The sequence below is a fragment of the Knoellia locipacati genome (assembly GCF_007992835.1).
GTDB lineage: Bacteria > Actinomycetota > Actinomycetes > Actinomycetales > Dermatophilaceae > Knoellia > Knoellia locipacati.
Window position 1 is genome coordinate 1 of the sequence record NZ_BKBA01000015.1, and the last position, 26090, is coordinate 26090.

Annotated in this window: 30 protein-coding genes and 3 tRNA genes; 24 read left to right on the plus strand and 9 right to left on the minus strand. The window is 71.4% G+C overall.

Annotated elements, in window-relative coordinates; translation table 11 throughout:
- From KLO01_RS16445 to KLO01_RS16470, 6 genes are all read left to right on the plus strand, one after another.
- Positions 1–1605, plus strand: a 1605-nt coding sequence (locus tag KLO01_RS16445; protein ID WP_246136272.1) for a DEAD/DEAH box helicase, incomplete at its 5' end; no start/stop codon positions are given.
- Positions 1595–2155 carry a YqgE/AlgH family protein gene (locus tag KLO01_RS16450; protein ID WP_147067188.1) on the plus strand — a complete coding sequence of 187 codons (561 nt, stop codon included), beginning with the start codon at positions 1595–1597 and terminating at the stop codon, positions 2153–2155. The genes KLO01_RS16445 and KLO01_RS16450, both read left to right, overlap by 11 nt.
- Positions 2156–2186: 31 nt before the next feature.
- Positions 2187–2498, plus strand: coding sequence for a DUF3039 domain-containing protein (locus KLO01_RS16455; protein ID WP_147067190.1), 312 nt, complete (start codon positions 2187–2189; stop codon positions 2496–2498).
- A gap of 196 nt (positions 2499–2694) precedes the next feature.
- Positions 2695–3663 (plus strand): zinc metalloprotease, encoded by a 969-nt coding sequence (locus KLO01_RS16460; protein WP_147067192.1) that lies wholly within the window; start codon positions 2695–2697, stop codon positions 3661–3663.
- 139 nt (positions 3664–3802) lie between these two features.
- Positions 3803–4768, plus strand: a complete 966-nt coding sequence (locus KLO01_RS16465; protein ID WP_147067194.1) for a zinc metalloprotease — start codon at positions 3803–3805, stop codon at positions 4766–4768.
- Between the two features lie 96 nt (positions 4769–4864).
- Positions 4865–6625, plus strand: a complete 1761-nt coding sequence (locus tag KLO01_RS16470; protein WP_147067196.1) for a DEAD/DEAH box helicase — start codon at positions 4865–4867, stop codon at positions 6623–6625.
- Between the two features lie 32 nt (positions 6626–6657).
- Here the strand turns inward: KLO01_RS16470 and KLO01_RS16475 are convergent, their stop codons facing one another.
- On the minus strand, positions 6658–7152 hold the full coding sequence (locus tag KLO01_RS16475; protein WP_147067198.1) for an Lrp/AsnC family transcriptional regulator: 495 nt from the start codon (positions 7150–7152) through the stop codon (positions 6658–6660).
- Between the two features lie 107 nt (positions 7153–7259).
- Here KLO01_RS16475 and hppD point away from each other — a divergent pair, with 107 nt between their 5' ends.
- The 5 genes from hppD (at position 7260) to KLO01_RS16500 (ending at position 11604) form a co-directional block, all read left to right on the plus strand.
- On the plus strand, positions 7260–8504 hold the full coding sequence (hppD, locus tag KLO01_RS16480) for a 4-hydroxyphenylpyruvate dioxygenase (protein WP_147067200.1): 1245 nt from the start codon (positions 7260–7262) through the stop codon (positions 8502–8504).
- 199 nt (positions 8505–8703) lie between these two features.
- Entirely contained in the window at positions 8704–9240 is a 537-nt protein-coding gene (locus KLO01_RS16485; protein ID WP_147067202.1) for a hypothetical protein, read from the plus strand.
- The gene (locus KLO01_RS16490) at positions 9237–10082 is read left to right on the plus strand and encodes a DUF4097 family beta strand repeat-containing protein (RefSeq protein WP_147067204.1); all 846 of its coding nucleotides are present in this window, start codon (positions 9237–9239) and stop codon (positions 10080–10082) included. The genes KLO01_RS16485 and KLO01_RS16490 overlap by 4 nt, the downstream gene beginning before the upstream one ends.
- Positions 10079–10840: an ABC transporter ATP-binding protein gene (locus tag KLO01_RS16495; protein WP_147067206.1), complete on the plus strand. Its 762-nt coding sequence runs from the start codon at positions 10079–10081 to the stop codon at positions 10838–10840. The genes KLO01_RS16490 and KLO01_RS16495 overlap by 4 nt, the downstream gene beginning before the upstream one ends.
- Positions 10840–11604 (plus strand): ABC transporter permease, encoded by a 765-nt coding sequence (locus KLO01_RS16500; protein ID WP_147067208.1) that lies wholly within the window; start codon positions 10840–10842, stop codon positions 11602–11604. Before KLO01_RS16495 ends, KLO01_RS16500 begins: the two co-directional genes overlap by 1 nt.
- Before the next feature lie 84 nt (positions 11605–11688).
- On the opposite strand, the gene KLO01_RS16505 is transcribed toward KLO01_RS16500, so the two are convergent.
- Positions 11689–12762 carry a hypothetical protein gene (locus KLO01_RS16505; RefSeq protein WP_147067210.1) on the minus strand — a complete coding sequence of 358 codons (1074 nt, stop codon included), beginning with the start codon at positions 12760–12762 and terminating at the stop codon, positions 11689–11691.
- An 80-nt stretch (positions 12763–12842) separates the two neighbouring features.
- On the opposite strand from KLO01_RS16505, the gene KLO01_RS16510 reads away from it, so the two are divergent.
- From KLO01_RS16510 to KLO01_RS16515, 3 genes are read left to right on the plus strand one after another with little or no spacing between them, the layout of a single operon-like run.
- Positions 12843–13046 (plus strand): DUF4177 domain-containing protein, encoded by a 204-nt coding sequence (locus KLO01_RS16510; RefSeq protein ID WP_147067211.1) that lies wholly within the window; start codon positions 12843–12845, stop codon positions 13044–13046.
- 20 nt (positions 13047–13066) lie between these two features.
- On the plus strand, positions 13067–13762 hold the full coding sequence (locus tag KLO01_RS17265) for an alpha/beta hydrolase family protein (RefSeq protein WP_186828097.1): 696 nt from the start codon (positions 13067–13069) through the stop codon (positions 13760–13762).
- Between the two features lie 13 nt (positions 13763–13775).
- Positions 13776–14582, plus strand: coding sequence for an RDD family protein (locus KLO01_RS16515; RefSeq protein WP_186828098.1), 807 nt, complete (start codon positions 13776–13778; stop codon positions 14580–14582).
- A 15-nt stretch (positions 14583–14597) separates the two neighbouring features.
- Here KLO01_RS16515 and fahA read toward each other — a convergent pair whose 3' ends face one another.
- Positions 14598–15827 carry a fumarylacetoacetase gene (gene fahA / locus KLO01_RS16520; RefSeq protein ID WP_147067216.1) on the minus strand — a complete coding sequence of 410 codons (1230 nt, stop codon included), beginning with the start codon at positions 15825–15827 and terminating at the stop codon, positions 14598–14600.
- The gene (locus tag KLO01_RS16525; protein WP_147067218.1) at positions 15824–16699 is read right to left on the minus strand and encodes a hypothetical protein; all 876 of its coding nucleotides are present in this window, start codon (positions 16697–16699) and stop codon (positions 15824–15826) included. The genes fahA and KLO01_RS16525 overlap by 4 nt, the downstream gene beginning before the upstream one ends.
- 107 nt (positions 16700–16806) lie before the next feature.
- Between KLO01_RS16525 and KLO01_RS16530 the strand changes: the two genes are divergently transcribed.
- Entirely contained in the window at positions 16807–18093 is a 1287-nt protein-coding gene (locus KLO01_RS16530; protein ID WP_147067220.1) for a homogentisate 1,2-dioxygenase, read from the plus strand.
- 29 nt (positions 18094–18122) lie between these two features.
- Here KLO01_RS16530 and KLO01_RS16535 read toward each other — a convergent pair whose 3' ends face one another.
- Positions 18123–19433, minus strand: a complete 1311-nt coding sequence (locus tag KLO01_RS16535; RefSeq protein ID WP_147067222.1) for a nicotinate phosphoribosyltransferase — start codon at positions 19431–19433, stop codon at positions 18123–18125.
- Positions 19434–19457: 24 nt separating this feature from the next.
- Here KLO01_RS16535 and clpS point away from each other — a divergent pair, with 24 nt between their 5' ends.
- The 9 genes from clpS to KLO01_RS16580 all read left to right on the plus strand — a co-directional run bounded on the left by clpS (position 19458) and on the right by KLO01_RS16580 (position 24404).
- Positions 19458–19748 (plus strand): ATP-dependent Clp protease adapter ClpS, encoded by a 291-nt coding sequence (clpS, locus tag KLO01_RS16540; protein WP_147067224.1) that lies wholly within the window; start codon positions 19458–19460, stop codon positions 19746–19748.
- Positions 19748–20452, plus strand: a complete 705-nt coding sequence (locus KLO01_RS16545; protein WP_147067226.1) for a DUF2017 family protein — start codon at positions 19748–19750, stop codon at positions 20450–20452. The genes clpS and KLO01_RS16545 overlap by 1 nt, the downstream gene beginning before the upstream one ends.
- A gap of 9 nt (positions 20453–20461) precedes the next feature.
- On the plus strand, positions 20462–21292 hold the full coding sequence (gene murI, locus KLO01_RS16550; protein ID WP_147067228.1) for a glutamate racemase: 831 nt from the start codon (positions 20462–20464) through the stop codon (positions 21290–21292).
- A complete protein-coding gene (locus KLO01_RS16555; RefSeq protein WP_147067230.1) occupies positions 21289–22080 on the plus strand; it encodes an MBL fold metallo-hydrolase in 792 nt (263 codons plus the stop codon). Before murI ends, KLO01_RS16555 begins: the two co-directional genes overlap by 4 nt.
- 10 nt (positions 22081–22090) lie before the next feature.
- Entirely contained in the window at positions 22091–22852 is a 762-nt protein-coding gene (gene rph / locus KLO01_RS16560; RefSeq protein ID WP_147067232.1) for a ribonuclease PH, read from the plus strand.
- Positions 22849–23490: an RdgB/HAM1 family non-canonical purine NTP pyrophosphatase gene (rdgB, locus tag KLO01_RS16565; protein ID WP_147067234.1), complete on the plus strand. Its 642-nt coding sequence runs from the start codon at positions 22849–22851 to the stop codon at positions 23488–23490. The genes rph and rdgB overlap by 4 nt, the downstream gene beginning before the upstream one ends.
- Positions 23491–23532: 42 nt before the next feature.
- A tRNA-Leu gene (locus KLO01_RS16570) sits at positions 23533–23614 on the plus strand.
- A 57-nt stretch (positions 23615–23671) separates the two neighbouring features.
- Positions 23672–24148, plus strand: coding sequence for a thioredoxin-dependent thiol peroxidase (gene bcp / locus KLO01_RS16575; protein WP_147067236.1), 477 nt, complete (start codon positions 23672–23674; stop codon positions 24146–24148).
- Between the two features lie 4 nt (positions 24149–24152).
- On the plus strand, positions 24153–24404 hold the full coding sequence (locus KLO01_RS16580; protein WP_147067238.1) for a DUF3618 domain-containing protein: 252 nt from the start codon (positions 24153–24155) through the stop codon (positions 24402–24404).
- 28 nt (positions 24405–24432) lie between these two features.
- On the opposite strand, the gene KLO01_RS16585 is transcribed toward KLO01_RS16580, so the two are convergent.
- The 4 genes from KLO01_RS16585 to KLO01_RS16600 form a co-directional block, all read right to left on the minus strand.
- The gene (locus KLO01_RS16585) at positions 24433–25014 is read right to left on the minus strand and encodes a DUF305 domain-containing protein (protein ID WP_147067240.1); all 582 of its coding nucleotides are present in this window, start codon (positions 25012–25014) and stop codon (positions 24433–24435) included.
- A 139-nt stretch (positions 25015–25153) separates the two neighbouring features.
- Positions 25154–25229 (minus strand) — tRNA-Lys (locus KLO01_RS16590).
- 72 nt (positions 25230–25301) lie between these two features.
- Positions 25302–25916: a copper resistance CopC family protein gene (locus tag KLO01_RS16595; RefSeq protein ID WP_186828099.1), complete on the minus strand. Its 615-nt coding sequence runs from the start codon at positions 25914–25916 to the stop codon at positions 25302–25304.
- A gap of 65 nt (positions 25917–25981) precedes the next feature.
- Positions 25982–26057 (minus strand) — tRNA-His (locus KLO01_RS16600).
- Positions 26058–26090 lie beyond the last annotated feature (33 nt).

Sequence of the window (26090 nt, forward strand, 5' to 3'; positions counted from 1 at the left end):
GGTGGCAAGCCGGCCTACGGCGAGCGCCGCGACGGCCGCCCGCCGTTCCGTCGTGACAGCGACACGCCGTCGCGCCGCGTCGCCGACCCGGTGCGTCGGGACCGCCACGAGGGCCGTCACTTCGACGAGCACCGCCACGACCTGCCCGAGCAGCCCCGCACCTTCGAGGAGGCCGAGGCCGAGCGCGCCCAGGCCGACACGTGGGTGAAGTACGAGTCCAAGAAGGCATCCGGCCCCGCGACCGTCACCGAGGACAACGGCTTCGCCAAGCTCGGCGTCGACCCGCGACTCGTCGAGCGCCTCGCCCGTGACGGCATCGCCGAGCCCTTCCCGATCCAGGAGGCGACGATCCCCGACGCGCTCGCGGGTCGTGACGTGCTCGGGCGCGGCCAGACCGGCTCGGGCAAGACCCTCGCCTTCGGCCTGCCGACCATCTCGCGCCTCGCCGACGGCACCAAGCCGGCAAGCAAGCGTCCGCGCTCGCTCATCCTCGTGCCCACCCGCGAGCTGGCGATGCAGGTGAGCGACGCCCTCGAGCCGCTCGTGCACGTCACGGGTCTGCGCCACAAGCTCGTCGCCGGTGGCCTGTCCTACGAGCCGCAGATCAAGGCGCTCGCCAAGGGCATCGACATCCTCGTCGCCACCCCGGGCCGCCTCGCCGACCTCATCGAGCGCGGCGCCGTCGAGCTCGACGACGTCCAGGTGGCGATCCTCGACGAGGCCGACCACATGGCCGACATGGGCTTCATGCCCGAGGTCACCGCCATCCTCGACAAGATCCCGGCCGGCGGCCAGCGCCTCCTCTTCTCGGCGACCCTCGACAAGGGGATCGACAAGCTCGTCGAGATGTACCTCGTCGACCCGGTCACCCACTCGACCGAGGACGCCACCGCCAGCGTCACGACGATGAGCCACCACATCATGCTCATCGACCCCAACAACAAGAAGCAGCTCACGGCCGAGCTCGCCGCCCGCGACGGGCGCACGGTGGTCTTCGTGCGCACCCAGCTCGGCGCTGACCGCATCGCCCGCGAGCTGCGCGAGAAGGGCGTCCTCGCGGCGGCCATCCACGGTGGCCTCTCGCAGAACCTGCGCAACCGCGCGCTCGGTGCGTTCCGCGACGGGTCGCTGCCGGTCCTCGTGGCGACCGACGTCGCCGCGCGTGGCATCCACGTCGACGACATCGGCCTCGTCCTCCAGGCCGACCCGCCGGCGGACCACAAGGACTACCTGCACCGCGCCGGTCGCACCGCCCGCGCGGGGGAGAAGGGCACCGTCGTGACGTTCGCCCTCCCGCACCAGAAGCGCACCATGGCCCGCCTCGCCGAGGCAGCCGGTCTCGACGTCGAGCCGGTCCGCGTCCGTCCGGGCGACCAGCACGTCGAGGCGGCCGGTGGTCGCACCCCGACCGGCGTCCCCGTCGCCGACGAGGTCTGGAAGCCCCTGCTCGAGGCCAAGCAGCAGCAGCGCGGTCGCCGTCCGGGTGGTCCGCCGCGTCGTTTCCAGGGGGCCTCGCGGGGCCACCAGGGTGGCGGTCGTGGCGCAGCGCGTGGTGGCGAGCGACGCGGTCAGGGTGGCCGTGCAGAATGGAAGCGTGACCGCTGATCGCACGACGGGCCGGCTGCTCGTCTCGACACCGCAGCTCGACGACGGGCTGTTCCACCGCAGCGTGATCCTCATGCTCCAGCACGACGACAACGGTGCCCATGGGGTGGTGCTCAACAAGCCCCTGGGCGCCGAGGTCGACTCGGTCCTGCCCGGCTGGGGCGAGCACATCTCCGCTCCCCAGACGCTTTTCCAGGGCGGTCCGGTGCAGCTCGACTCGGCCCTCGGCCTCGTCATGGTGTCCAGCGACGAGGACCTGCCACCGGGGAGCCAGCGGCTCTTCGGGTCGGTCGCGATCATCGACCTCGACACCCCGCCGCTGCTTGTCATGCCCGAGGTGGGTGGTCTGCGGATCTTCGCCGGGTATGCCGGGTGGTCCAGCGGGCAGCTCGAGTCCGAGATCGCGCGGGGGTCGTGGATGGTGCTCGACTCGCTTCCCGGTGACCTGCTCACCGCGGACCCGGACCGGCTCTGGGAGCAGGTCCTGCTGCGCCAGGGCGACGAGCTCGCGTTCGTCGCCTACTACCCGTCGGACCCCGAGCTCAACTGACCCGGGCCCGCTGTCGTCGTAGGCTGGTCGGGTGAGTGACCCGCAGCCGCCCGCCCTTGACCCGAGCTCCCCGCAGCAGGAGCCCTCGGGCCCCTCGACGCGCACGGCCGTCCTCGAGCGCGAGGAGACCGTCCCCCAGGTGCAGGAGCCGGGTGACCACGAGCGCTTCTCGCACTACGTGCGCAAGGAGAAGATCCTCGAGTCGGCACTCTCTGGCGAGCCGGTGACCGCGCTCTGCGGCAAGGTCTGGATCCCCGGGCGCGACCCCAAGAAGTTCCCGGTCTGCCCCACGTGCAAGGAGATCTACGAGGGTCTGCGGGCCCCCCAGGACGGCGACGACTGACCGTCCCCGCGCGCGGCGAACACGGCCCGGGAGCGGGTCGCGAGGTGCCGCGTGAGGGTGGGCGGACGGCATACCGGGCTTTGCCAAACGTTGACCGACTCCGGGGGAACTGCGGGTATCGAGGTCCGTTTCGGCGTGGCTAGGTTCGAAGAACCCGAACCTCACAGAGGTTTGTGCGAACCGAAAGGGACACCACATGTCTGTTCGTCCAGTGCGACCCCTCGCGATCCTCGCGGCGACCGTGCTCACCGCGGCCGGCCTCGGCTTCGGGGCCTCCAGTGCCTCCGCCGTCACCATGGCGGGGGACCGCAGCGTCGCCGCCGAGTGCGCCACCGACGCCGCGTCCGACTCGGTCGTCGCCGGCCGCAGCCCACGCGCCAAGGACCCGCACGACGTCTCGCCGGCACAGGCCAGGGCGATGGAGGCCCAGCTCGACAAGGCCCTCGCCGACAAGGGCATGTCCCGCACCTCGTCCGGCCAGGCCCGCAAGCCCGGCGGCGGTGCGGCCTTCGCGGCGACGACGATCAAGGTCAACTGGCACACGATCACCGACGGCACCAAGGGCACGCTGAGCGCGAGCGAGATCAACAGCCAGATCTCGGTGCTCAACAACGCCTACGCCGGCACCGGCTTCTCGTTCGTCCTCAACAGCACGACGACGACGAACAACGCCACCTGGTACAACGGCCTCGACCACGGCAGCAGCGCCGAGCGCGCCATGAAGACCGCGCTGCGCACCGGCACCAAGGCCGACCTCAACATCTACACCGCCGACCTCGCGGGTGGACTGCTCGGCTGGGCGACCTTCCCCAAGAAGACGCTCGACACCATGGACGGCGTCGTCATCCTCGACGAGAGCCTGCCGGGCGGCACGGCCGCGCCCTACAACCTCGGTGACACCGCGACGCACGAGGTCGGCCACTGGCTGAACCTCTACCACACGTTCCAGGGCGGCTGCTCGGACACCGCGGGCGACTACGTCTCCGACACCCCGGCCGAGGCGAGCCCCGCCTCCGGCTGCCCGACGGGCCGTGACACCTGCACCCTGCCGGGCCTGGACCCGATCAAGAACTTCATGGACTACACGACCGACGTCTGCATGGACCACTTCTCGACGGGCCAGAAGTCGCGGATGCAGTCCGCCTGGGTCGCCTACCGGGGCTGACCTCGCAGGACACTCGGCACACGCCGGACGTCAGGGCCCTCCACCAATGTGGGGAGGGCCCTGACGGCTGTCGGGGGAACGGTCTAGATTGCCTCCCAGAGCGGGGCCGAGAGGGCCCCCGCGCAGGAGGGAACAGTCCATGTCCGCACGACCCCGTCGTCTCGTTCCCGTCCTCGCGGCCGCCCTGCTGGCAGCGGCCTCCCTGGGGGTCGGCTCGACCGGCGCACAGGCCCGCACCACCGCCGACGACACCTCGTCGGTCGAGTGCGCCGCACCGCGGGTCGCCGACGCCCTGAGCGCCGGTCGCAGCACGCGGGCGCGTGACCCGCACGAGCTCACCACCGCCCAGACCGGCGTACGCGAGGCCGCCCTCGCCAAGGCGCTGCGCGCAAAGGGTGCGTCCACCTCGACCGGCACGAGGGCGCGTTCGGTCGCCGGGCGGGCGATGTTCACGCCCACCGTCATCAACGTGCGCTGGCACACGATCACCAACGGCAGCCAGGGCGTGCTCACGGCCAACGAGATCGCCGGCCAGATCGCGGTCCTCAACAGCGCGTATGCCGGGTCCGGCTTCTCGTTCCGGCTCACCAGCACGTCGACCACCAACAACGCGGGCTGGTACTCCGGCCTCACCTACGGCAGCGCCGCCGAGAAGGCCATGAAGAACGCCCTCCACGTCGGCGGCAAGGCCGACCTCAACATCTACACCGCCAACCTCTCCGACAAGCTGCTGGGCTGGGCGACCTTCCCCAAGACGACCGTCGACCCGATGGACGGCGTGGTCCTGCTCGACGAGAGCCTGCCGGGTGGGACGGCGTCGCCCTACAACCTCGGCGACACGGCGACCCACGAGGTGGGCCACTGGCTCAACCTGTTCCACACGTTCCAGGGCGGCTGCTCGCGCATCGGCGACCGGGTCACCGACACCCCGCCCGAGGCCGGTCCGGCTTCGGGCTGCCCGGTGGGTCGCGACACCTGCAGCCTGCCCGGTCTCGATCCGGTGAAGAACTTCATGGACTACTCGATCGACTCCTGCATGGACCACTTCACGCCGGGTCAGAAGACCCGCATGCAGAACTCCTGGGTGGCCTTCCGCGCCTCCTGATCCGGGCCCTGACGTCACAGCACACATCCGGGGTCGAGCCGGTCAGGCGGACCCCCGGCATGTCGTCGCCGAAACCTCGTTAACCTTGCGGAGCCGATGAGTACCTCTGCCGCCAGCCACCTGAGTCCCGCCTTCCCGGAGCGGGCCGCGTGGGGTACCGCCGCGAAGCTGCGCGCCTGGCAGCAGGAGGCGCTCACGGCATACCTGGAGTCCGACAGCAAGGACTTCCTCGCGGTCGCGACGCCCGGTGCTGGCAAGACGACCTACGCGCTGCGGATCGCCACCGAGCTGCTCGAGAGCGGCGAGGTCTCGGCGATCACGGTCATCGCGCCGACCGAGCACCTCAAGACCCAGTGGTCCGAGGCGGCCGCTCGGGTGGGCATCCAGCTCGACCCGAAGTTCTCGAACTCGACGGCCGTCCACTCGCACGAGTACGACGGCGTCGCGCTGACCTACGCCCAGGTCGCGTCGCGCCCGGACCTGCACCGCCGCCGCACCGAGGCGACGCCGACCCTGGTCATCCTCGACGAGATCCACCACGGAGGCGACTCGCGCAGCTGGGGCGACGCCATCCGGGACGCGTTCACGCCTGCCGTGCGGCGACTCGCGCTCACCGGGACGCCGTTCCGCTCGGACACGAGCCCGATCCCGTTCGTCCGCTACGAGATGGACGAGGCCGGGATCCTGCGCTCCGCGTCGGACTACACCTACGGGTATGCCGCGGCGCTGCGTGACGCGGTCGTGCGCCCCGTGCTCTTCCTCGCCTACGGCGGCGCGATGCGCTGGCGGACCAAGGCCGGTGACGAGATCGCCGCGCGGCTCGGTGAGCCGATGACGAAGGACCAGGTGGCGCACGCCTGGCGGACCGCGCTCGACCCCAAGGGCGAGTGGGTGCCGTCCGTGCTCGCGGCGGCCGACAAGCGGCTCACCGAGGTGCGGCGGCACGTCCCCGACGCCGGGGGACTGGTCATCGCGACCAACCAGACGACCGCGCGCGCCTACGCCCGCATCCTCGAGTCGCTCTGCGGGGAGAAGACCACGGTCGTGCTCTCCGACGACGCCGGGTCGAGCGCCCGGATCGAGGAGTTCTCCTCGGGTGACTCCCGCTGGATGGTGGCGGTGCGGATGGTGTCCGAGGGCGTCGACGTGCCCCGGCTCTGCGTCGGTGTCTATGCCACCTCGACGTCGACGCCACTGTTCTTCGCGCAGGCCGTCGGCCGGTTCGTGCGTGCCCGCAAGCGCGGCGAGACCGCGTCGGTCTTCCTCCCGTCGGTGCCGGTCATCCTCGAGCACGCCGCGACGATGGAGGTCGAGCGCGACCACGCCCTCAACCGCAAGAGCGACGCCGAGGCCGAGGCGTCGATGTGGGCCGAGGAGGAGGGCCTCATCGCGGCCGCCAACCGCACCGAGAAGACGATGGGGCTCGAGGAGGAGAGCTTCGAGGCTCTCGAGTCGGACGCCCACTTCGACCACGTGCTCTTCGACGCCCAGCAGTTCGGGCTGCACGCGGACGTCGGTTCGGACGAGGAGCAGGACTACCTCGGGCTCCCGGGCCTGCTCGAGCCCGACCAGGTGTCGGCGCTGCTCCACGAGCGCCAGGCCAAGCAGTCCGCCGTGCCCGGTCGCAAGCAGCGCACCGCCGAGGCCCCGCTGTCGGCCCACCGCGCGCTCGCGGCCCAGCGCAAGGAGCTCAACAAGCTCGTCGCCGCCTATGCCAAGAAGACCGGGGCTCCCCACGCCAACGTCCACATGGAGCTCCGGCGCGCGTGCGGCGGGCCCGAGCTCGCGGCCGCCTCGTCGGACCAGGTGTCGGCGCGGATCGACAAGGTGCGCCTCTGGTTCGTCGGGCGGCGCTGACCGAGGTCAGGAAGCGGTGCCGCTGACCGAGGTCAGGAGGCGGCGCCGCGCCCGGCGGCGGCCTGGACGAGCGGGCCGGTGCGGTGGTCGAGGTGGGTCACGAGGCACATCGAGGTGTTGGCGCGCAGGACGTGGACGTCGTCGATGATCTCGTCGATGACGCGTCCGAGGTCGGCGTTGTCGCGGGCGACGATCCGGACGATGAGGTCGCCGGCGCCGGTCGTCGAGTGGATCTCGAGGACCTCGGGGATGGCGGCGAGGTGCGCGACGACCGGCTCGTGGCCCTGGCGCTGGCGGATCTCGAGCGTGCAGAACGCCGTGACCGGGTAGCCCAGCGCGGCCGGGTCGACCTGCGGCCCCATCGACGAGATGATGCCGCGGTCCTGGAGGCGGTCGAGCCGGGCCTGGACGGTGCCGCGGGCCACCCCGAGCTCGCGCGAGGCGCCGAGCACGCCCACCGATGGGTTCTCGGTGAACAGCGTGATGAGGCGGGCGTCCAGGGCGTCGATGCCGTCGGGTCGGATCATGGGCACAGTGTCGACCTCGACCCCCATCAAAGGCAACATCATGCGCAGACTGTGCAGCGCGGCGGCATACCGTTGCACATCGTGCGCGGATCCGCGAGCCTGCACCCATGACCGACACGACGACTGCAACGCCGCAGGACACCCACATCGACCTCACCGAGCAGGAGCGCGAGGCGGACCTCAACATCCACGAGCTCAAGCGCCTCGTGGGCCTCGTCGACTACGACGAGAGCAAGGACCCGTTCCCCGTGACGGGCTGGGACGCCATCGTCTTCGTCGTCGGCAACGCGACGCAGGCCGCGCAGTACTACCAGAACGTCTGGGGCATGGAGCTCGTCGGCTACTCGGGCCCCGAGAACGGCAACCGCGACCACAAGGCCTTCGTCCTCAAGTCCGGCTCGATCCGCTTCGTCCTCAAGGGCGCGGTCAGCCCCGACAGCCCGCTCATCGCGCACCACGCGCTGCACGGTGACGGCGTCGTCGACATCTCGCTCGAGGTGCCCGACGTCGACAAGTGCATCGCCCAGGCCAAGGCCGCCGGCGCCCGCGTCGTCCTCGAGCCCGAGACCGTGTCCGACGAGTACGGGTCGGTGCGCATCGGCGCCATCGCGACCTACGGCGAGACCCGCCACACGCTGGTGCAGCGCACCGTGGACGGCCAGACGTATGCCGGTCCCTACCTCCCGGGCTACGACGCCAAGGTCTCGACCTTCGTCAAGCGCGACGGAGCCCCCAAGCGCCTCTTCCAGGCGCTCGACCACATCGTCGGCAACGTCGAGCTCGGCAAGATGGACGAGTGGGTCTCGTTCTACAACCGCGTCATGGGCTTCGTGAACATGGCCGAGTTCATCGGCGACGACATCGCCACCGACTACTCCGCGCTCATGTCCAAGGTCGTCGCCAACGGCAACCACCGCGTGAAGTTCCCGCTCAACGAGCCGGCGATCGCCAAGAAGAAGTCGCAGATCGACGAGTACCTCGAGTTCTACAAGGGTCCGGGTGCCCAGCACCTCGCGCTCGCGACGAACGACATCCTGCGCACCGTCGACGAGCTGCGCAAGGAGGGCGTCGAGTTCCTCGACACCCCAGACGCCTACTACGACGACCCCGAGATGCGCGCCCGCATCGGCGAGGTGCGGGTCCCGATCGAGGAGCTCAAGGCCCGCAAGATCCTCGTCGACCGTGACGAGGACGGCTACCTCCTCCAGATCTTCACCAAGCCGCTCGGCGACCGTCCGACCGTCTTCTTCGAGATCATCGAGCGCCACGGCTCCCTCGGCTTCGGCAAGGGCAACTTCAAGGCGCTCTTCGAGTCCATCGAGCGCGAGCAGGACAAGCGCGGCAACCTCTGACGGTTGCCGCTCCGCGAAGGCGGGGTATGCCGGGTGCTCACCACCCGCGCATACCCCGCCTTCTCGCATGGTGCCCAACTCACCCATTCCTCCTCTGCGTCACGGGTCCGGTGTGGCAGAGAGGGGGAATTGGCGAGTTGGGCACGGGTGGCGTCAGGAGGTCTTGAAGGTGACGTCATTGTGGTGTCACCATGACGTCATGGAACTCACCCCGTATGTCGACTCGCTCCAGCGCGAGCTCGCCGTCGCTGCCGCCGCCGGCGGACCCGAGGCCGAGGCGCTGGCCGAGCGCCTGACCGCCCCACTCGACGCCGCCGTCCGGCTCACCCTCCAGGAGGCGGTGGTCGACGCCGCCGCCGAGATCACCCTCGCGATGGCGCCGGGCTCCGTCGACGTCCGCCTCGCCGGACGTGGTCTGGCCTTCGTCGTCGCCCCGGCCCCGCCCGAGGCCCCGTCCGGGGTGACGTCACCCGTGACGCCATCCGCCGACGCCGCCGGTGGCGACGACGGCAACGAGGGCGGCACCTCGCGGATCACCTTCCGTCCGTCCGACCGGCTCAAGGCCGACATCGAGGCCGCCGCCGAGCGCGAGGGTCTGTCGGTCAACGCCTTCCTCGTGCGGATGCTCACCCTCGCCGTGCGTCGCAGCGGTCCTGCCGAGACGACGAGCCACCCCGCGACAGGTCCCGTCGCCACGCCCCGTGGCGGCCAGCGGCTCTCCGGCTGGGCCCGGTGAGCACCACCATGACCGCCCTCCACGACTCCCAGGAGCGTCTCGTGACCACCTTCGACACTCCCGAGCCGATCCGTGCGCGGATCCGACTCCACGCTGGCGGCGTGCGCGCCGTCGCCTCCGACACCGAGCACACCGTCATCACGGTGACGCCCTCGCGCCCGGACCGCGCGGGTGACGTCGACGCCGCGGAGCGCACCAGCGTGACGCTCGTCGACTGCGTCCTCGACGTCACCGTTCCGCGCGACCGCGGCCTCGCCGTCGTGTGGAGACCCGCCTCGGTCGAGGTGCTCGTCGAGCTGCCTGCCGACTCCCACCTCGATGCCGAGACCAGCGCGGGTGACATCGAGGCCTCGGGCCGGTTCGGCGAGTGCGTGCTGCGGACCTCCGCCGGCAACGTGCGCGCCGACGAGGCGTCCCGGGCGCGGCTGCGCACCTCCGCCGGCAACGTCGACGTCCGGCGGGCGTCGGTGGAGGCCGACCTCAGCACGAGCGCCGGCAACGTCACCCTCGGCGCCAGCGGCGGGCGGGCCGTGCTGCGCACCAGCTCCGGCGACATCGCCGTGGGCCGCAGCGCCGGACGCCTCGACGCGCGGACGGCATACGGACAGATGCGGGTCGACTGCGTGAGCGAGGGCGAGCTCACCCTCGCCACGGGCTACGGGACCATCGAGGTCGGCGTCCTCGACGGCACCGCGGTGCGGCTCGACGTGACCTCCGACCACGGCCAGATCCGCAGCGAGCTGGCGCCGACGCAGGGCCGCCCCGACGACAGCGACCGGGTCGCGACCGTCGCGGCGCGCACGACCTACGGCAACGTCACGATCCGCAAGGCGCTGTCATGACCTCCGCCATCCACGTCCGGGACCTGCGCAAGTCCTATGGCGAGCTCGACGTCCTGCGCGGGGTCGACCTCGACATCGCGCAGGGGAGCATCGTCGCCCTCCTCGGCAGCAACGGGGCGGGCAAGACGACCCTCGTCCGCATCCTGTCGACCCTGCTCCCCGCGGACTCCGGCGAGGCGAGCATCCACGGTCTCGACGTCGCCACCGCGGGCCCGCAGGTGCGCGCGACGATCAGCCTCACGGGACAGTTCGCGGCGGTCGACGAGGTCCTCACCGGTCGCGAGAACCTCGTCCTCGTCGCGCAGCTGCGCCACCTCGCCGAACCGGGCCGGATCGCGGACGAGGTGCTGGCACGGTTCTCGCTCACCGACGCCGGTCAGCGGCGCGTCTCGACCTGGTCCGGTGGCATGCGGCGCCGGCTGGACATCGCGATGAGCCTCATCGGCGAGCCGCGGGTCATCTTCCTCGACGAGCCGACGACCGGGCTCGACCCCCAGGCGCGCATCGAGGTGTGGCAGGCCGTCAAGGAGGTCGCCTCGCGCGGCACGACGGTGCTGCTCACGACGCAGTACCTCGACGAGGCCGAGCAGCTCGCCGACCGGATCGCCATCCTCCACGAGGGACGGATCCTCGTCGACGGCACCCTCGCCGAGCTCCAGGACCTCCTGCCGCCGGCCGAGGTCGAGTACGTCCAGAAGCAGCCGAGCCTCGAGGACGTCTTCCTCGCCGTCATCGGCACGGACCGAGGGGCAGCCTGATGACCACCCACTTCTTCTCCGACACCGCGGTCCTCCTTGGCCGATCGCTGCGGCACATCGCGCGCAGCCCCGACACGATCATCTCGACGCTGCTCATGCCGATCGCGATGATGCTGCTGTTCGTCTACGTCTTCGGCGGTGCGATCCGCTCAGGGACCGAGTCCTACGTCAGCTACCTGCTGCCGGGCATCCTCGTGCTCACCATCGCGTCGGGCATCTCGTACACCGCGTTCCGCCTCTTCCTCGACATCCAGGGCGGCATCGTCGAGCGGTTCCGGTCGATGCCGATCGCGCGGTCGTCGGTGCTGTGGGCCCACGTCCTCACCTCACTCGTCGCCAACCTGCTCTCGCTGGGCGTCGTGCTGCTGGTCGGCCTCGCGATGGGATTCCGCTCCGGCGCAGGGCCGCTCGCGTGGCTGGCGGTGCTCGGCATCCTCGTCCTCCTCACCCTGGCTCTCACCTGGGTCGCGGTCATCCCGGGGCTCACCGCGAAGTCGGTCGACGGCGCGAGCGCGTTCGCCTACCCACTGATCTTCCTGCCGTTCATCAGCTCGGCGTTCGTCCCCACCGACACCATGCCCGGGCCGGTGCGTGCATTCGCCGAGCACCAGCCGGTGACGACGATCATCGACGTCCTGCGACGCCTCTTCGCCGAGCAGCCCGTCGGGAGCGACATCTGGGCAGCACTCGCGTGGTGCCTCGGCATCCTCGCCGTCGCCTACGTCGTCGCCGTGCGCACCTACCGGGGCGCCGTCTCGGCCTAGCCCAGCGGACGAGAACCGGACGTATGCCGCGCACCCGGGTGCGCGGCATACGTGCGTCTCAGGAGGGGGGAGCGCGGATCTGGCTCAGGTCGGGGTGTCGCGACGGATGCGCATGGCGAGCAGGCCGGACAGCAGGAGTGCGAGACCGGCGCCGAGCAGGGCACCCGCGGTGCCGAGCGTCCCCTCGGTCCAGTCGAGCAGGGCCTCCGGGACGGCCAGGGTCACGCCCGCGACGCCGAGGGCGAGGTAGGGCCACGAGGGCCGGGTGAGATAGAGCAGGAAGCCTGCGGCGCCGACGACGAGGGTGAGCACGTAGCCGACCCACACCGCGCCGGAGTCCAGCTGCAGCTGGGCCCCGACGAGGAGGAAGGCGACACCCACGAGCCGTCCGGCGACGGGCTCGCGCCAGACGGAGCGCTCGGCGAGCAGCAACCAGACCAGCCCGACGACGAGGTAGCCGATGCCGATGGGGGCAGCGTCCTCGCCGCCGAGCTCGCCGACGAGGAACGGCACGGCGTAGCCGACACCGACGACGATGGCCGCGTGCCCGAGCAGGGTGGGTGCGAGGACGTAGCCGACAGTCGCCAGCACGACGAGCGTCGCGCTGGCGGCGAGCCCCACCCGGGTGCCCTGTGTCGCCTCGGTCCCGGCCACCTGCACCCGGTGCAGGACGGCCACGCCGACAGCTCCTGCGCCCGCCACCGCCGCACTCGTGAGCAGCACACTGACGAGTCGCAGGCGCGAGCCGTGGTCCCCGTCGCGCACGCCGGCGAATCCACCGACGGGCCGGGCGGCCGCCCAGCCGGAGACCGCCAGCAGGGCTCCCGTGGCCGTGATGACGGCGACGCGCGAGGTCCAGGTGAGCTGGACCCATCGGGGCGCGAGGAAGACCGCGACCGCGGCGAGCACGAACGCGATGCCGACATAGGTCGCCACCTCGCCCAGCCGCCGGCGCAGCGGCGTCTCCCCGGCGGCGGCGAGGTCGTGGCGCAGGACCGGGTCGACGACGGCGACGGCCTCCGCGTGGCGGGCGGAGTCCACGAGCCCCGCACGCTCGAGTGCGCCGACCACCTCGTCCGCGCGGCCCGTGGCCGTCGTGGTCGTCCTGGTCGTCCTGGTCGTCCTCGTGGTGGGGTCGGTGCCGGTCGGGGTGCTCATGACGACCTCCTCGAGTCCAGTGTCCGCCGTGCTGGGCCCAGTCTGGAGTGCCCAACGTCCCGTGCCCCTACATTTGGCGCATGGGATACGAGTACAAGGTCGTGCAGATTCGTGAGGGGCTCATCGGCGGCAAGATGTCGTCGGGCAAGCTCGAGTCCGTCCTCAACGAGTGGGCGGCCAAGGGCTGGCAGCTCAAGGCCATCACGGCCGTCGAGGTCAAGGGGCGCATCGGTCCCGGCGGCACCGAGGGCGTCCTCGTGACGTTCGAGCGTCAGGTCGGCTGACCGTCCCGAAGGGGCGCGCCGTGGTCGAGTCGCTCGTCCTCCTCCCGAGCCCGCTCGTGGGGGCGAGCGCGTACGCCGTTCTCGCAGAGGCGTTCCGGGACGCCGGTGTCGCTGCGATCGTGGCGGAGGTCCCGACGGGGGTGACGTCGGGCGGCGAGGTACTGCGTGCCTTCGGGACCGCTGTCGCGCGGGCCCGGCCCGACGTCGTAGTGGCCCACAGCAACGCAGGACTCGTGGCACCTGCGGTGGCGGACGGCATACCGGTCGTCTTCATGGACGCGGCGCTGCCGGCCGCCGAGGGGGAGTCGCCGATGGCGCCGCCCGCGATGCTCGGACACCTCGAGGCGCTCGCCGACGACGACGGGCTGCTGCCGCCGTGGTCCTCGTGGTGGGGCGAGGACGAGGTCGCGCCGCTCTTCCCCGACGCGCGCTTGCGAGCTGTCGTGGAGGCGGGCGAGCCGCGGCTGCCGCTGGGCTACTTCCGCACGACGGTGACCGCGCCGCCGCGGTGGGAGCGCGGCGCGTGCGCCTACCTCGCCTTCGGCACGACGTATGCCGTCGAGCTGGCTCGCGCGCGCCGGCTCGGCTGGCTCACCGAACAGGTCGGCGACGCCCTCCACCTGCACTTCCTCCACGACCCGGTCGGTGTCGTGGACCACGTCCTCCAGCTTGCGCGGCCCCGGAACGGCGGTGCGGGAGCGACCAGCCCGGTGTGACATCCTGCGGAGCATGAGCACTCCGAGCGGTCCCGGGTGGTACGAGAACCCCGACAACCCCGAGGAGCTGCGCTACTTCGACGGCATCCTGTGGACGGCCAACACGACGCCCCTGCGGACCCGGACGCCACAGCCGCCGCCAGCGGCACCCCCCACCCGGCCCGGGCACCCGCCCGTCCGGCCCGAGGGCTGGGGCCCGCAGCCCCACCAGAACCCGCAGCAGGGCCAAGGCCAGCGACCGCCCCAGCAGCCGCAGCGCCCCGGCACCCCGGTGGCAGGGCTCCCCGAGGGCGCGGTCCTGGCGCCCTACGGGCTGCGGGTCGTGGCCTACCTCGTCGACACCCTCATCGTCAGCTTCGTCGCGCTGCTCGTCGGCGGCTGGTTCCTCTGGAAGGCCATCGAGCCGATCGTCGACCGCCTCGACACGGCGATGACCTCGGGCGACGTCCAGGCCGTGAGCGGGGCACTCGGGGAGGCCCGGCTCGGCTACCTCGCGGCGTTCCTCGGGGTCCAGCTCGTGCTGTTCCTGACCTACCACGTCGTCTGCCTCACCCGCTGGGCGGCGACGCCCGGCAAGCTGCTCGTCGGCATCAGCGTGCGGCGCCTCGACCGCCCGGGACCGCTCGACACCGACACGGCCATCCGCCGCACCGGCTTCCAGGCGGTGGCCCAGGCGTTCGGCAACGTGCCCTACCTGTCGCTGCTCGGCACCATCGCGCTCGTCATGGACCTCGTCTGGCCGATCGCCGACACCCGCCGCCAGGCGCTCCACGACAAGATCGCGACGACGATCGTCGTCAAGGGCCCCGTCCAGCGCTGACGCCGCAGGCGCCGGTCAGCGCGCGGGACGGATCGTCCCCGTGCAGTCGCCGAGCGAGATCGTCGTGCCACCGGGGCCGGGTGCGGTCGCCCGCAGGATGACCGTGTCGCCGTCCTCGAGGAACGTGCGCTCGCTGCCGTCGTCGAGCGCGACCGGCTCCTGACCGCTCCACGACAGCTCGAGGAACGAACCGCGCTGGTCCTTCTCAGCCCCGGAGATCGTCCCCGACCCGAAGAGGTCGCCGTTGCGCAGCGTCGCCCCGTTGACCGTCATGTGCGCGACCATCTGCGCCGGCGACCAGTACATCGAGCTGTAGGGCGGCCGTGAGACGACCGTGCCGTTCCACTCGACCTCGTAGCTGATGTCGAGCCCGTATGCCGTGCCCGCACCGTCGTCGGTCGCCTCACCCTGCAGGTAGGGCAGGGGAGTGGGGTCGGTCTGGCCGGGGAGCGGCACACGGGCGCTGCGCAGGGCGTCGGTCGTGACGACCCACGGCGAGATCGTGGTGGCGAACGACTTGCCGAGGAACGGTCCGAGCGGGACGTACTCCCACGCCTGGATGTCGCGCGCACTCCAGTCGTTGAGCAGCACGACGCCAAAGAGGTGGTCGTCCGCATCGCCCACGGAGACAGGCGAACCCAGCTCGGTCGCGCCGCCCACGACGAAGCCCAGCTCGGCCTCGATGTCGAGCCGGACGCTTGGCCCGAAGACGGGCGTGGACTCGGTCGGGGGCTTGCGCTGACCGCTCGGACGCACGATGTCGGTGCCCGAGACGACGACGGTGCCGGAGCGCCCGTGGTAGCCGATCGGCAGGTGCTTCCAGTTCGGGGTGAGCGGCTCGGAGTCGGGGCGGAAGATTGTCCCGACGTTGGTGGCGTGGTGCTCGCTGGCATAGAAGTCGACGTAGTCGGCGACCTCGATGGGCAGGTGCATCGTCACCGCATCGACGGCGAGGAGGTGTGGCTCGACGCAGTCGCGGCGCGAGGGGTTCGAGAGGGCCTCGGTGACCCATTCGCGGGCGGCCGTCCACGCCGGCCGGCCCTGCGCGAGGAAGGCGTTGAGCGACGGCTCCAGCCACACGGCATACGACTCCATGCCGGCCTGCTCGGCGCACGGCCCGAGGTCGAGCACGTGGTCGCCGATGCGGGTGCCGACGCGGCGCGAGCCGCCCTCGGTCGAGAAGACGCCGTAGGGGAGGTTGTCGATGCCGAAGGGGTGGTCGGCGGGGAGGTCGAGCCAGGTCATGAGGGGTTCTCCTCGTCGAGGGGGTGGTCGAGGTCGTCGAGATCCAGGATGCCGAGCGCGTCGAGCTCACCGATCGGGTCGGTGACCTCGCAGCACCCGTATGCCGTGAGCAGGCTCCGCACCCGTGTCGCCGCCGCGTCGTCGAGGTCGAGGACGGCGGCGGTGAGCAGGTGCGGGTCCCGCTGTGCCAGAACGGACTCCACCGACATGAGCGCGCCGTCGTGGGCGGCGGCGTGCACGGCGAGCAGCACGTTGAGGACACCGTGCTGCGGGTCGCCGTCGTGGTCCGCGCGGACGGCGTGGTGCAGGCCGCCGGTGAGCTTGAAGGGCACGCCGAGGCGGGCGCAGTCGTGGACGAACGCTGCGAGCTCGACCTCGTCGGGCCACTCCCAGGTCGGCGTCGCGCCGGTGCGGAACTTCGCCTGGACGACGTGCCCGGCCTCGTCGACACCTGCCCGCACGTCCTCGAGCGCACGATCCCGGTCGGCGCCACGGGGGATCTCGAGGGTGAGCGGCAGCCGGTCGACGGGCAGGTCGCGCCAGCCGGGGAACCAGCCGAGCTCGGCGCCGACGGCCTCGACCGACTCCTCGCCGGAGAGCCGGCGCAGGGCGCTCATGACGACCGACGGGTCGACGCCGGGCCGCGCGATGAGCCCGACCTGCAGGGGGGCGCCGCCACCGGCACCCCCCACGTCGAGCAGGGCGCCCACGTCGGAGGCCGGCACGAGCAACGGGCCGACGAGACCGGCATACGCGGCCTCCCGGTGCCCACGGTGGCGCTCGACGGCCACGTCGAGGGGAGCGTTTCCCGGAGGGAAGACGGCGGCGTCGTCGATGAGCCCTGCGAGCAGGGCGGGGGGCGCCGTTGACATGTCGGACACGCTACTAGGCTGACGACAGCGACTTCGCGACGCAGCGGCGCACCCACGACGCGGCGGCGAGTCGACAGCGACGTATCGACACAGTGAGGTGGAGAGCAGTGGCGCACTACCAGTCGATGGGCAGCATCCCGCCCAAGCGGCACACGCAGCACCGGCGACCGGCGGGCCGCGGCAAGTTGGGCGAGCTCTACTACGAGGAGCTCATGGGCGAGGAGGGCTTCTCGTCCGACTCCTCGCTGCTCTACCACCGCAACATCCCGTCGACGATCGTCGATGCGCGGGTGTGGGAGATGGGCGACCTCTCGACCACACCGAACCACCCGCTGAAGCCGCTCCACCTGCAGCCGCACACGCTCTTCGACGACGCGAAGACGGTGAAGAAGACCGATGTCGTCACCGGGCGCCGCCTCCTGCTCGGCAACGGTGACGTGCGCATCTCGTATGCCGTGGCCGGCGCCACGAGCCCGTGGTACCGCAACGGCATCGGCGACGAGTGCGTCTACATCGAGCGGGGTGCGGCCCGGGTCGAGACGGTGTTCGGGGCGTTCGACGTCGCGCAGGGCGACTACATCATCATCCCCAGGGCGACGACCCACCGCTGGATCCCCAGGGCCTCCCGCAAGGAGCCGCTGCGGGCCTACGCCATCGAGGGCAACAGCCACATCGCGCCGCCGAAGCGCTACCTCAGCAAGTACGGCCAGCTCCTCGAGCACAGCCCCTACTGCGAGCGTGACCTGAGGATGCCGCAAGGGCCGCTGCTCGCCGAGGACGTGGGCGACAAGGCGGACGCCGAGACTGAGGTCTACATCAAGCACCGCGGCTCTGGGCCGGCGAGCTCGGGCGGGATCGTCGGGACGGTGCACACGCTGCCGTTCCACCCCCTCGACGTCGTCGGCTGGGACGGGTGCCTCTATCCGTACGTCTTCAACGTGCGCGACTACGAGCCCATCACCGGGCGGGTGCACCAGCCGCCGCCGGCGCACCAGGTGTGGGAGGGCTGGAACTTCGTCGTGTGCAACTTCGTGCCGCGCAAGGTCGACTACCACCCGCTGTCGATCCCGGTGCCGTACTACCACTCCAACGTCGACTCCGACGAGGTCATGTTCTACGTCGAGGGCGACTACGAGGCGCGCAAGGGCTCGGGCATCGGCCAGGGGTCGATGTCACTGCACCCGGGCGGCCACCCCCACGGTCCGCAGCCGGGAGCCTCGGAGGCGTCGATCGGTGCCGAGTACTTCGACGAGCTCGCCGTCATGGTCGACACCTTCCGCCCGCTCGACCTCGGTGAGGGCGGACTGGCGTGCGACGACGGCAAGTACCACCTCAGCTGGAGCGGCAACCGGGGCGGGTCAGCGGGCTCAGGCGCGGTGCACAGCATCGACTGAGCGCGCGGCGGCGGCGCGGTGAAGTCGGCTCAGACGTAGGTCGTCGGGATTGCCGGCTCGCCGCGACTCAGCTGGTGCGCCGACCGGGGGAGCTCGGCCATCGACGCCTCGTGCCGGTCACGGGCCCCCTCGAGGGTGGCGCACTCGCCGCCGACGAGCTCGCCGCCGAGCACGTAGTCGACGAGCAGCGGGCGGTCGTCGCCGTCGTCGACGGGCGGCTCGCCGATCCCGATGACCTCGGCCTCGGCCGTGCCGCGCTCGTTGCGGCGGCGCAGCGCGAACTTGCGGCCGCCGACCGACGTCTTGTCCTTGCTCGCCTTGGCGACGCCGACCATCTCGCCGGAGTCGTCGGTGCGCGCGACGAGCTTGTAGACCATGCCGGCGGTCGGCGCCCCGGACCCGGTGACGAGCTGCGTCCCCACGCCGTAGGCGTCGACCGGACCGGCAGCGAGGCCCGCGATCGCGAACTCGTCGAGGTCGGACGTCACGACGATCCGCGTGCTCGTCGCGCCGAGCGAGTCGAGCTGCTCACGCACCTCACGCGCCTGGACGAGCAGGTCGCCACTGTCGAGCCGCACCGCACCGAGCTCCGGCCCGGCGACCTCCACGGCGATCTCGACGGCACGCTGCACGTCGTAGGTGTCGACGAGCAACGTCGTCCCCACGCCCAGGGCCTCGACCTGCGCGGCGAACGCCTCGCGCTCGTCGTCGTGCAGCAGCGTGAAGGCGTGCGCAGCGGTGCCGGCGGTGGGCACGTCCCAGCGGCGTCCCGCCTCGAGGTTCGAGGTCGTCGCAAAACCTGCGATGTATGCCGCCCGCGCGGCCGCGACCGCGGCCTCCTCGTGGGTGCGGCGCGAGCCCATCTCGATGCACGGGCGGGTGCCGGCGGCGCCCGTCATGCGCGACGCCGCGCTCGCGATCGCGCTGTCGTGGTTGAGGATCGAGAGCACGAGCGTCTCGAGCACGACACCGTGCGCGAAGTCCGACTCGACGACGAGCACCGGTGAGCCGGGGAAGTAGGCCTCGCCCTCGGCATACCCGCGGATGTCGCCCCGGAAGCGGTAGTCGGCGAGGAAGGCCAGCGTCTCGTCGTCGACGACCCGGCGCTCGCGCAGCGCGGCGATCTCGGCGTCGCCGAAGCGGAAGCGCTCGATGGCCTCGAGCAGGCGACCGGTGCCGGCGACCACACCGTAGCGCCGTCCGTCGGGCAGACGCCGGGCGAACGTCTCGAAGACGCACTGCCGGGACGCCGCACCCGAGCGCAGGGCGGCCTGCACCATGGTCAGCTCGTAGTGGTCGGTGAGGAGCGCGGCGCAGGGAGCGGGGGAGGAGGGGCTCACCCACGGCACCCTATTGTGGGAGCCGTGTCCATCGCGCCCGTGCAGGAGGAGATCACCTCCTCCGACTCGCTCACCGAGCCCGACATCCCGTGGATCACGCTCGTGTGGAACGACCCGGTCAACCTCATGTCGTACGTCACCTGGGTCTTCCAGACCTACTTCGGCTACGACCGCGCCAAGTCCGAGAAGCTCATGATGGACGTGCACACCAAGGGTCGTGCCGTCGTCTCCCACGGGCCGCGCGAGAAGATGGAGATCGACACCGAGGCGCTGCAGGGGTACGGGTTGTGGGCCACGTTCCAGAAGGACGACTGATGGCACGCGCGTTCGCCCGGAAGAAGAAGGGCCGCGAGGTCCGCTACACGGCCAAGCTCGACGCGGTCGAGCGCGCCGTCGTCGCCGGGCTCATGGAGCAGGTCCACGACCTCGTCGCCCCGGAGCCCGAGGCGGTGGTCCCCGGTGGTCCCGGTGCTCCCGGTGCCGCGACCGCCGGCGCACCCCACGACGACTTCGACGCGATCGTCTCGGGTCTGGGTGGGCTCGGCATGGGTGTCTCCGTCTCGGCCGAGGACCAGGTGCCCGACGACCGTCCCGTCCCCGCGGACGCGCGCTCCTTCGGGGACCGTGACCCGGCGCTGGAGCGGCTGCTCCCGGCGGGCAACCGCGCCGACGACCAGGCCTCGGCGGAGTTCCGCCGGCTCACCGAGCACGGCCTGCGCACCCGCAAGGCCCGCCACCTCACCTCCGCCATCGCCGCGCTCCGGGCGCCCGGATCCGGCGTCGAGCTCGACGAGCGCACGGCCGTCGACATGGTCGTCGCGCTCACCGACGTCCGGCTCGTGCTCGGCGAGCGGCTCGGGCTGCGCGAGGACGCCGACGTCGACCGGCTCGAGGAGGAGCTCGCCGACATGGACGAGGACGACCCCCGCCTGCACGCCATGTCGGTCTACGACTTCCTCACGTGGCTGCAGGAGACGCTCGCCACGGCGATGCTCCCGGGTGACACCACCACCGCATAACCTTGCACGGTGGCTGACTCACCCATCGGGATCTTCGACTCCGGCTACGGCGGCCTCACGGTCGCCCGCGCCGTGATCGACCAGCTCCCGCACGAGTCGGTGGCCTACCTCGGTGACACCGCCCGCACGCCCTACGGCCCGCGGCCGATCGCCGAGACGCGCGCCTTTGCCCTCGAGTGCCTCGACCGCCTCGTCGACCACGGCGTCAAGGCCCTCGTCATCGCCTGCAACACCGCCAGCGCCGCCGTCCTGCACGACGCCCGCGAGCGCTACGACGTGCCGGTCGTCGAGGTCATCCGTCCTGCCGTCCGACGGGCCGTGGGCGCGACGCGTACCGGCCGGATCGGTGTCATCTCCACGGTGGGCACGCACCAGTCGCGTGCCTACCTCGACGCGTTCGCCGCGGCGCCCCATCTCACGGTGACGAGCGGCGCGGCGCCACGCTTCGTCGACTTCGTCGAGTCGGGCGTGACGAGCGGCGAAGAGCTGCGGGAGGTCGCCCGTGACTATCTCGCACCGTTCCAGGACCGGGACGTCGACACCCTCATCCTCGGGTGCACGCACTACCCGTTGCTCGCCGGCGTCATCTCCTACGTCATGGGTCCCGACGTCACCCTCGTCTCCTCGGCCGAGGAGACGGCCAAGGAGCTCTACCGCGTGCTCGCCGACCTCGACCAGCTGCGGCGCGACGACGCGCCACCGCCCCAGCACGGCTTCACGACGACGGGTGACCCGGAGGTGTTCCGACGCCTGGCCCTGCGCTTCCTCGGTCTCGGCTCCGACGTCGGGCACGTGTTCACCTCGCCCGTCACGCTCCCGTCCAGCGGGGTGGTCGCGTGAGGGTGCGCGTCATCGGGTGCAGCGGGTCGTTCGCCGGACCCTCCTCACCGGCGTCGAGCTATCTCGTGACGGCCGAGGCCGACGGGCGCGCCTGGAACGTCGTGCTCGACCTCGGGTCCGGTGCGCTCGGACCCCTGCAGCGCCACGTCGCCCCCGCCGACCTCGACGCGGTCTTCCTCACCCACCTGCACCCCGACCACTGCGCCGACCTCTGCGGCCTCTACGTCGCCCACACCTACGCCCCCGACGGCCCGCCCCAGCGACGCCTGCCCGTCTGGGGCCCGCGCGACACCGCGTCCCGCGTCTCGCTCATGTACCACGGGCTCGAGGACGGCGGCATGGACAAGGTCTTCTCGTTCGGCCGGCTCGAGGACCGCGTCCCGATCGCGGTCGGGCCCCTGACGATCACGCCGTATGCCGTGAACCACCCGGTCGAGGCCTACGGCTTCCGGGTCGAGGCCGACGGCGCCGTCCTCGCCTACACGGGTGACACCGACTCGTGCGACAGCCTGGGGCCGCTCATGGCCGTTGCCGACCTCGTGCTCGCCGACTCGGCCTTCGTCGACGGTCGCGACGACGTCCGCGGCATCCACCTCAGCGCCAGCCGGGCGGCTCGGGCTGCGGCCGGTGCCGGGGGAGTGCAGCGACTCGTCCTCACCCACATGCCGGCGTGGAACGACGCGGAGGAGTGCCGCGCGCAGGCCGAGCCGCACTGGCCCGGTGTCGAGGTGGCCGAGCCAGAGGCGGTCTACGACCTCGGCTCACCGGTGGGGCGTGGTGCCGTCTAGCCTGCTCGGTGTGACTTCATCGACGCGACACGACGGCCGCAGCCCCGAGGACCTCCGAGAGGTCCGCATCACCCGCAACTGGCTCGACCACGCCGAGGGCAGCGTCCTCGTCGAGTTCGGCAAGACCCGAGTGCTGGTCGCCGCCACCTTCACCGAAGGCGTCCCGCGCTGGCTCAAGGGCAAGGGCACCGGCTGGGTCACCTCCGAGTACGAGATGCTGCCGCGCTCGACCAACACCCGCTCCGACCGCGAGTCCCGCAAGGGCAAGGTCGGCGGCCGCACCCACGAGATCTCGCGGCTCATCGGGCGTGCGCTGCGCGCCGTCATCGACACCAAGGCCTTGGGCGAGAACACCATCGTCGTCGACTGCGACGTCCTCCAGGCCGACGGCGGCACCCGCACCGCGTCGATCACCGGCGCCTACGTCGCGCTCGTCGACGCCATCGAGGACGCCCGCGCCAAGGGGCTCATCGCCAAGAACGCCTCGCCCCTCGTCGACTCCATCGCCGCGGTGAGCGTGGGCGTCGTCGCCGGTCAGCCGGTGCTCGACCTCGACTACCCCGAGGACTCGACGGCCGACACCGACATGAACGTCGTCATGACCGGCTCGGGCCGCTACGTCGAGGTGCAGGGCACCGCCGAGGGCGCCGACGCCGCCTTCGACCGTGACCGCCTGAACGCCCTGCTCGACCTCGCCGCCCTCGGGTGTGCGGCGCTCACCGAGGCGCAGCAGCAGGCGCTCGCGACGACGCCGAGGGAGCGCCTGCGGTGACCCGCCTCGTCCTCGCCACCCAGAACGAGCACAAGGTCCACGAGCTGCGCCAGATCCTCGCCGACCTCGCCGACGAGATCGGTCTCGAGGTCGTCGGAGCGTCCGACTTCGCCGACGCCCCCGACGTCGTCGAGAGCGAGGTGACGTTCGAGGGCAACGCCCGCCTCAAGGCGGTGGCCGTGGCGAAGGCGACCGGCCTGCCCAGCGTCGCCGACGACTCGGGCCTCGCCGTCGACGTCCTCGGTGGCTCGCCCGGTGTGTTCTCGGCGCGTTGGTCGGGGTCGCACTCCGGATCGGACGCCCCGCGCGCCGTGCGTGACCGCGCCAACCTCGCGCTCCTGCTCGAGCAGATCGGCGACGTGCCCGACGAGCACCGCTCCGCGTCGTTCGTCTGCGCCGCCGTGCTCGCGATGCCGGACGGCTCGGTCGAGGCCGTCGAGGGCCGCGTCACCGGCACGATCCGCCGCGACCCGTTGGGCGAGAACGGCTTCGGCTACGACCCGATCTTCGTGCCGGACGGCGACACCCGCTCGCTGGCCGAGTACACCGACGTCGAGAAGAACGCCATCTCGCACCGGGGCCGGGCCTTCCGGGCCATGGTGCCGATCCTGCGCGAGCGCCTCCGACCCCAGAACTGAGGCGGCGTCGGGAAGGGAGCGGACGGCATACGCTGTCTGCGCGCGCGAGTGGTGGAACAGGTAGACACGCTGGGTTTAGGTCTCAGTGCCTTCGGGTGTGCGGGTTCGAGTCCCGCCTCGCGCACTGGCTGTCGGTGTCTCGCTGATAGTTTGGCGAGAGCCGACCACCGAGGAGAACCGCGTGACCGACCGACTCGCTCCGGGCGACACCGCACCGGACTTCACCCTGAGCACCGACACCGGTGAGAGCGTGACGCTCTCGGACCTGCGCGGCGGCAAGGTCATCGTCTACTTCTACCCGGCGGCCATGACGCCCGGGTGCACCAAGCAGGCGTGCGACTTCAGCGAGAGCCTCGAGTCGCTCAAGACCGACGGCTACACCGTGCTCGGCATCTCGCCCGACAAGCCCGAGAAGCTCGCGAAGTTCCGTGACAAGGAGCACCTGTCGCTCACGCTGCTCTCCGACGCCGACAAGGCCGTCATGACGGCGTGGGGCGCCTTCGGCGAGAAGAAGCTCTATGGCAAGGTCGTGCAGGGCGTGATCCGGTCCACCGTCGTCGTCGACGAGGACGGCAAGGTCGAGCACGCCTTCTACAACGTCAAGGCCACTGGGCACGTCGCCAAGCTGCGCCGCGACCTCGGACTGAGTGAGGACTGATTCGATGAGCTCCATCTCCGCCCTCGAGGCCGACATCGCCGAGCGCCGCGTGCGCCTGGCCCGCACCCTCGACGAGATCACCGCCAAGGCCACGCCCTCGGCGATCGCCAAGCGCGAGGTCGACAAGGCCAAGGCCCGCTTCGCGGACGCCACGACGACGCCCGAGGGCGACCTCCGCGTGGAGCGCATCGCCGCCGCGGCCGCCGTCGTCGCGGTCGTCGTCGCGTTCAAGCTGCTGCGTCGCCGCCGCCACTGACCGGGCGCTGCTGGCGATGGGTGTTGCGTCACCAGCCGGACATCATCGAGCCCCGCTCACCGAACCATGCCCGCTGCCACGTGCGCATCTGATCGATCTCCGCGCTCTGGTCGGCGCTGATCCGGCGGGCGAGGTCCGTGACCTCCTGGTGCGTCGCCCCGCGGGTCCTGAGGATCTGCTGGGACATCATCACGGCCATCATGTGGTGCCGGACCATGTCGTCGAGGAACGCCCGGTCCAGCGCGTCGCCTCCGAGGCCGGTCAGGTCGCGCATCATGGGCCGGTATGCCGTGTCCTCGCCCGTGTCGGTCCACCAGGTGGCGAGCCAGCCCCGCATCTGGTCGACCTGGGCGCTCTGTGAGCGGACGATGTCCTCGCCGAGCCGGCGCATCTCGGGTCGCTGCGAACGTGCGAGCTCCTGGGCCGCCCGGATCGCCTCCAGGTGGTGGGGGACCATCTCCGCGAGGTATGACGACTCGGAGAACGTCATCGACATCATCGGGTACCCGCTGCGGATCTCCCGGGTGCTCGTCGAGCGCTGCATGACGCAGCCCGACAGGCCACCCACCAGGGCCAGCACGACCAGGAGGACGATCGGACGGAGCCTCATCGCGCACCTCCTCGAACCTTGTCCCTCCACCCTGCGCCGTGTCCTGGCAGGAGGTCAGGGCCGATGGTCCCGAGGTCGGTGACGAGGGTGTCGCAGGAACGGAAAGAGCCCCGCACGGAGGACCGTGCGGGGCTCTGTCTGGTGCGCCATCAGGGACTCGAACCCCGAACCCGCTGATTAAGAGTCAGCTGCTCTGCCAATTGAGCTAATGGCGCGCGAGGAGAGACATTAGCAGCGGTCAGGCCCGGTTGTGAAATCGGCCCCGGCGGTCCGTGGGGAGCGCGATGTCACGCCGTGTCGCGGCTCCTCCGCATGGCGACGACGGCTCCTCCGAGGGCGGCGAGGACGCCCGCACCGAGGACGAACCAGACGAAGGACGGCGGACCGTCCGAGCCCGCCGAGCCGGCGTCACCCGCGACGTCGGTCTGGCTCGGGGAGGGGCTCACCGCAGGCGTGCTCGCGGAGGCGCTCGGCTCGGGCGCGGTCGCGGACGGGCTCGCGCTGTCGGCCGTGGGGGAGGCCTGCGCGTCGCCCTCGACGGTGAACGTCGTCGAGCCCGAGATCGGGTGGGAGTCGGCGCTGACGACGCGGTAGGTGACCTTGTAGGTCCCGGCCGACATCGGTTCGGCGACGGGGGCGGTGACGACGGCGCCCTGGGCTGCCGCATCGTCGCCGGCCACGACCGTGCCCTCGCCGTCGGTGACCCGGACGCTGACGAACTGCGGGTTCACGTCCTCGTTGAAGGTGAGCACGATCGCGGGCGGGGAGCCCGGCACCGACGCCCCGTCCTTGGGTGAGATCGAGATGAGTCGTGAGTGCGCGCTCGCGGGCACGACGCCGACGAAGAGGCCGACGACGGCGGTGAGGACGACCAGGGTGAGTCCGCGAAGTGTGAGGCGCATGGCCCCAGTGTCACAAACGTGCCTGAGCATGACGAAAGCCCCTGCTCTGCAGGGGCTTTCGACCTTGGGGTGAGTGACGGGGCTTGAACCCGCGGCCCCCGCGACCACAACGCGGTGCTCTACCAGCTGAGCTACACCCACCAAGGTGACTGTCACGGCATACGAACGAGTCCG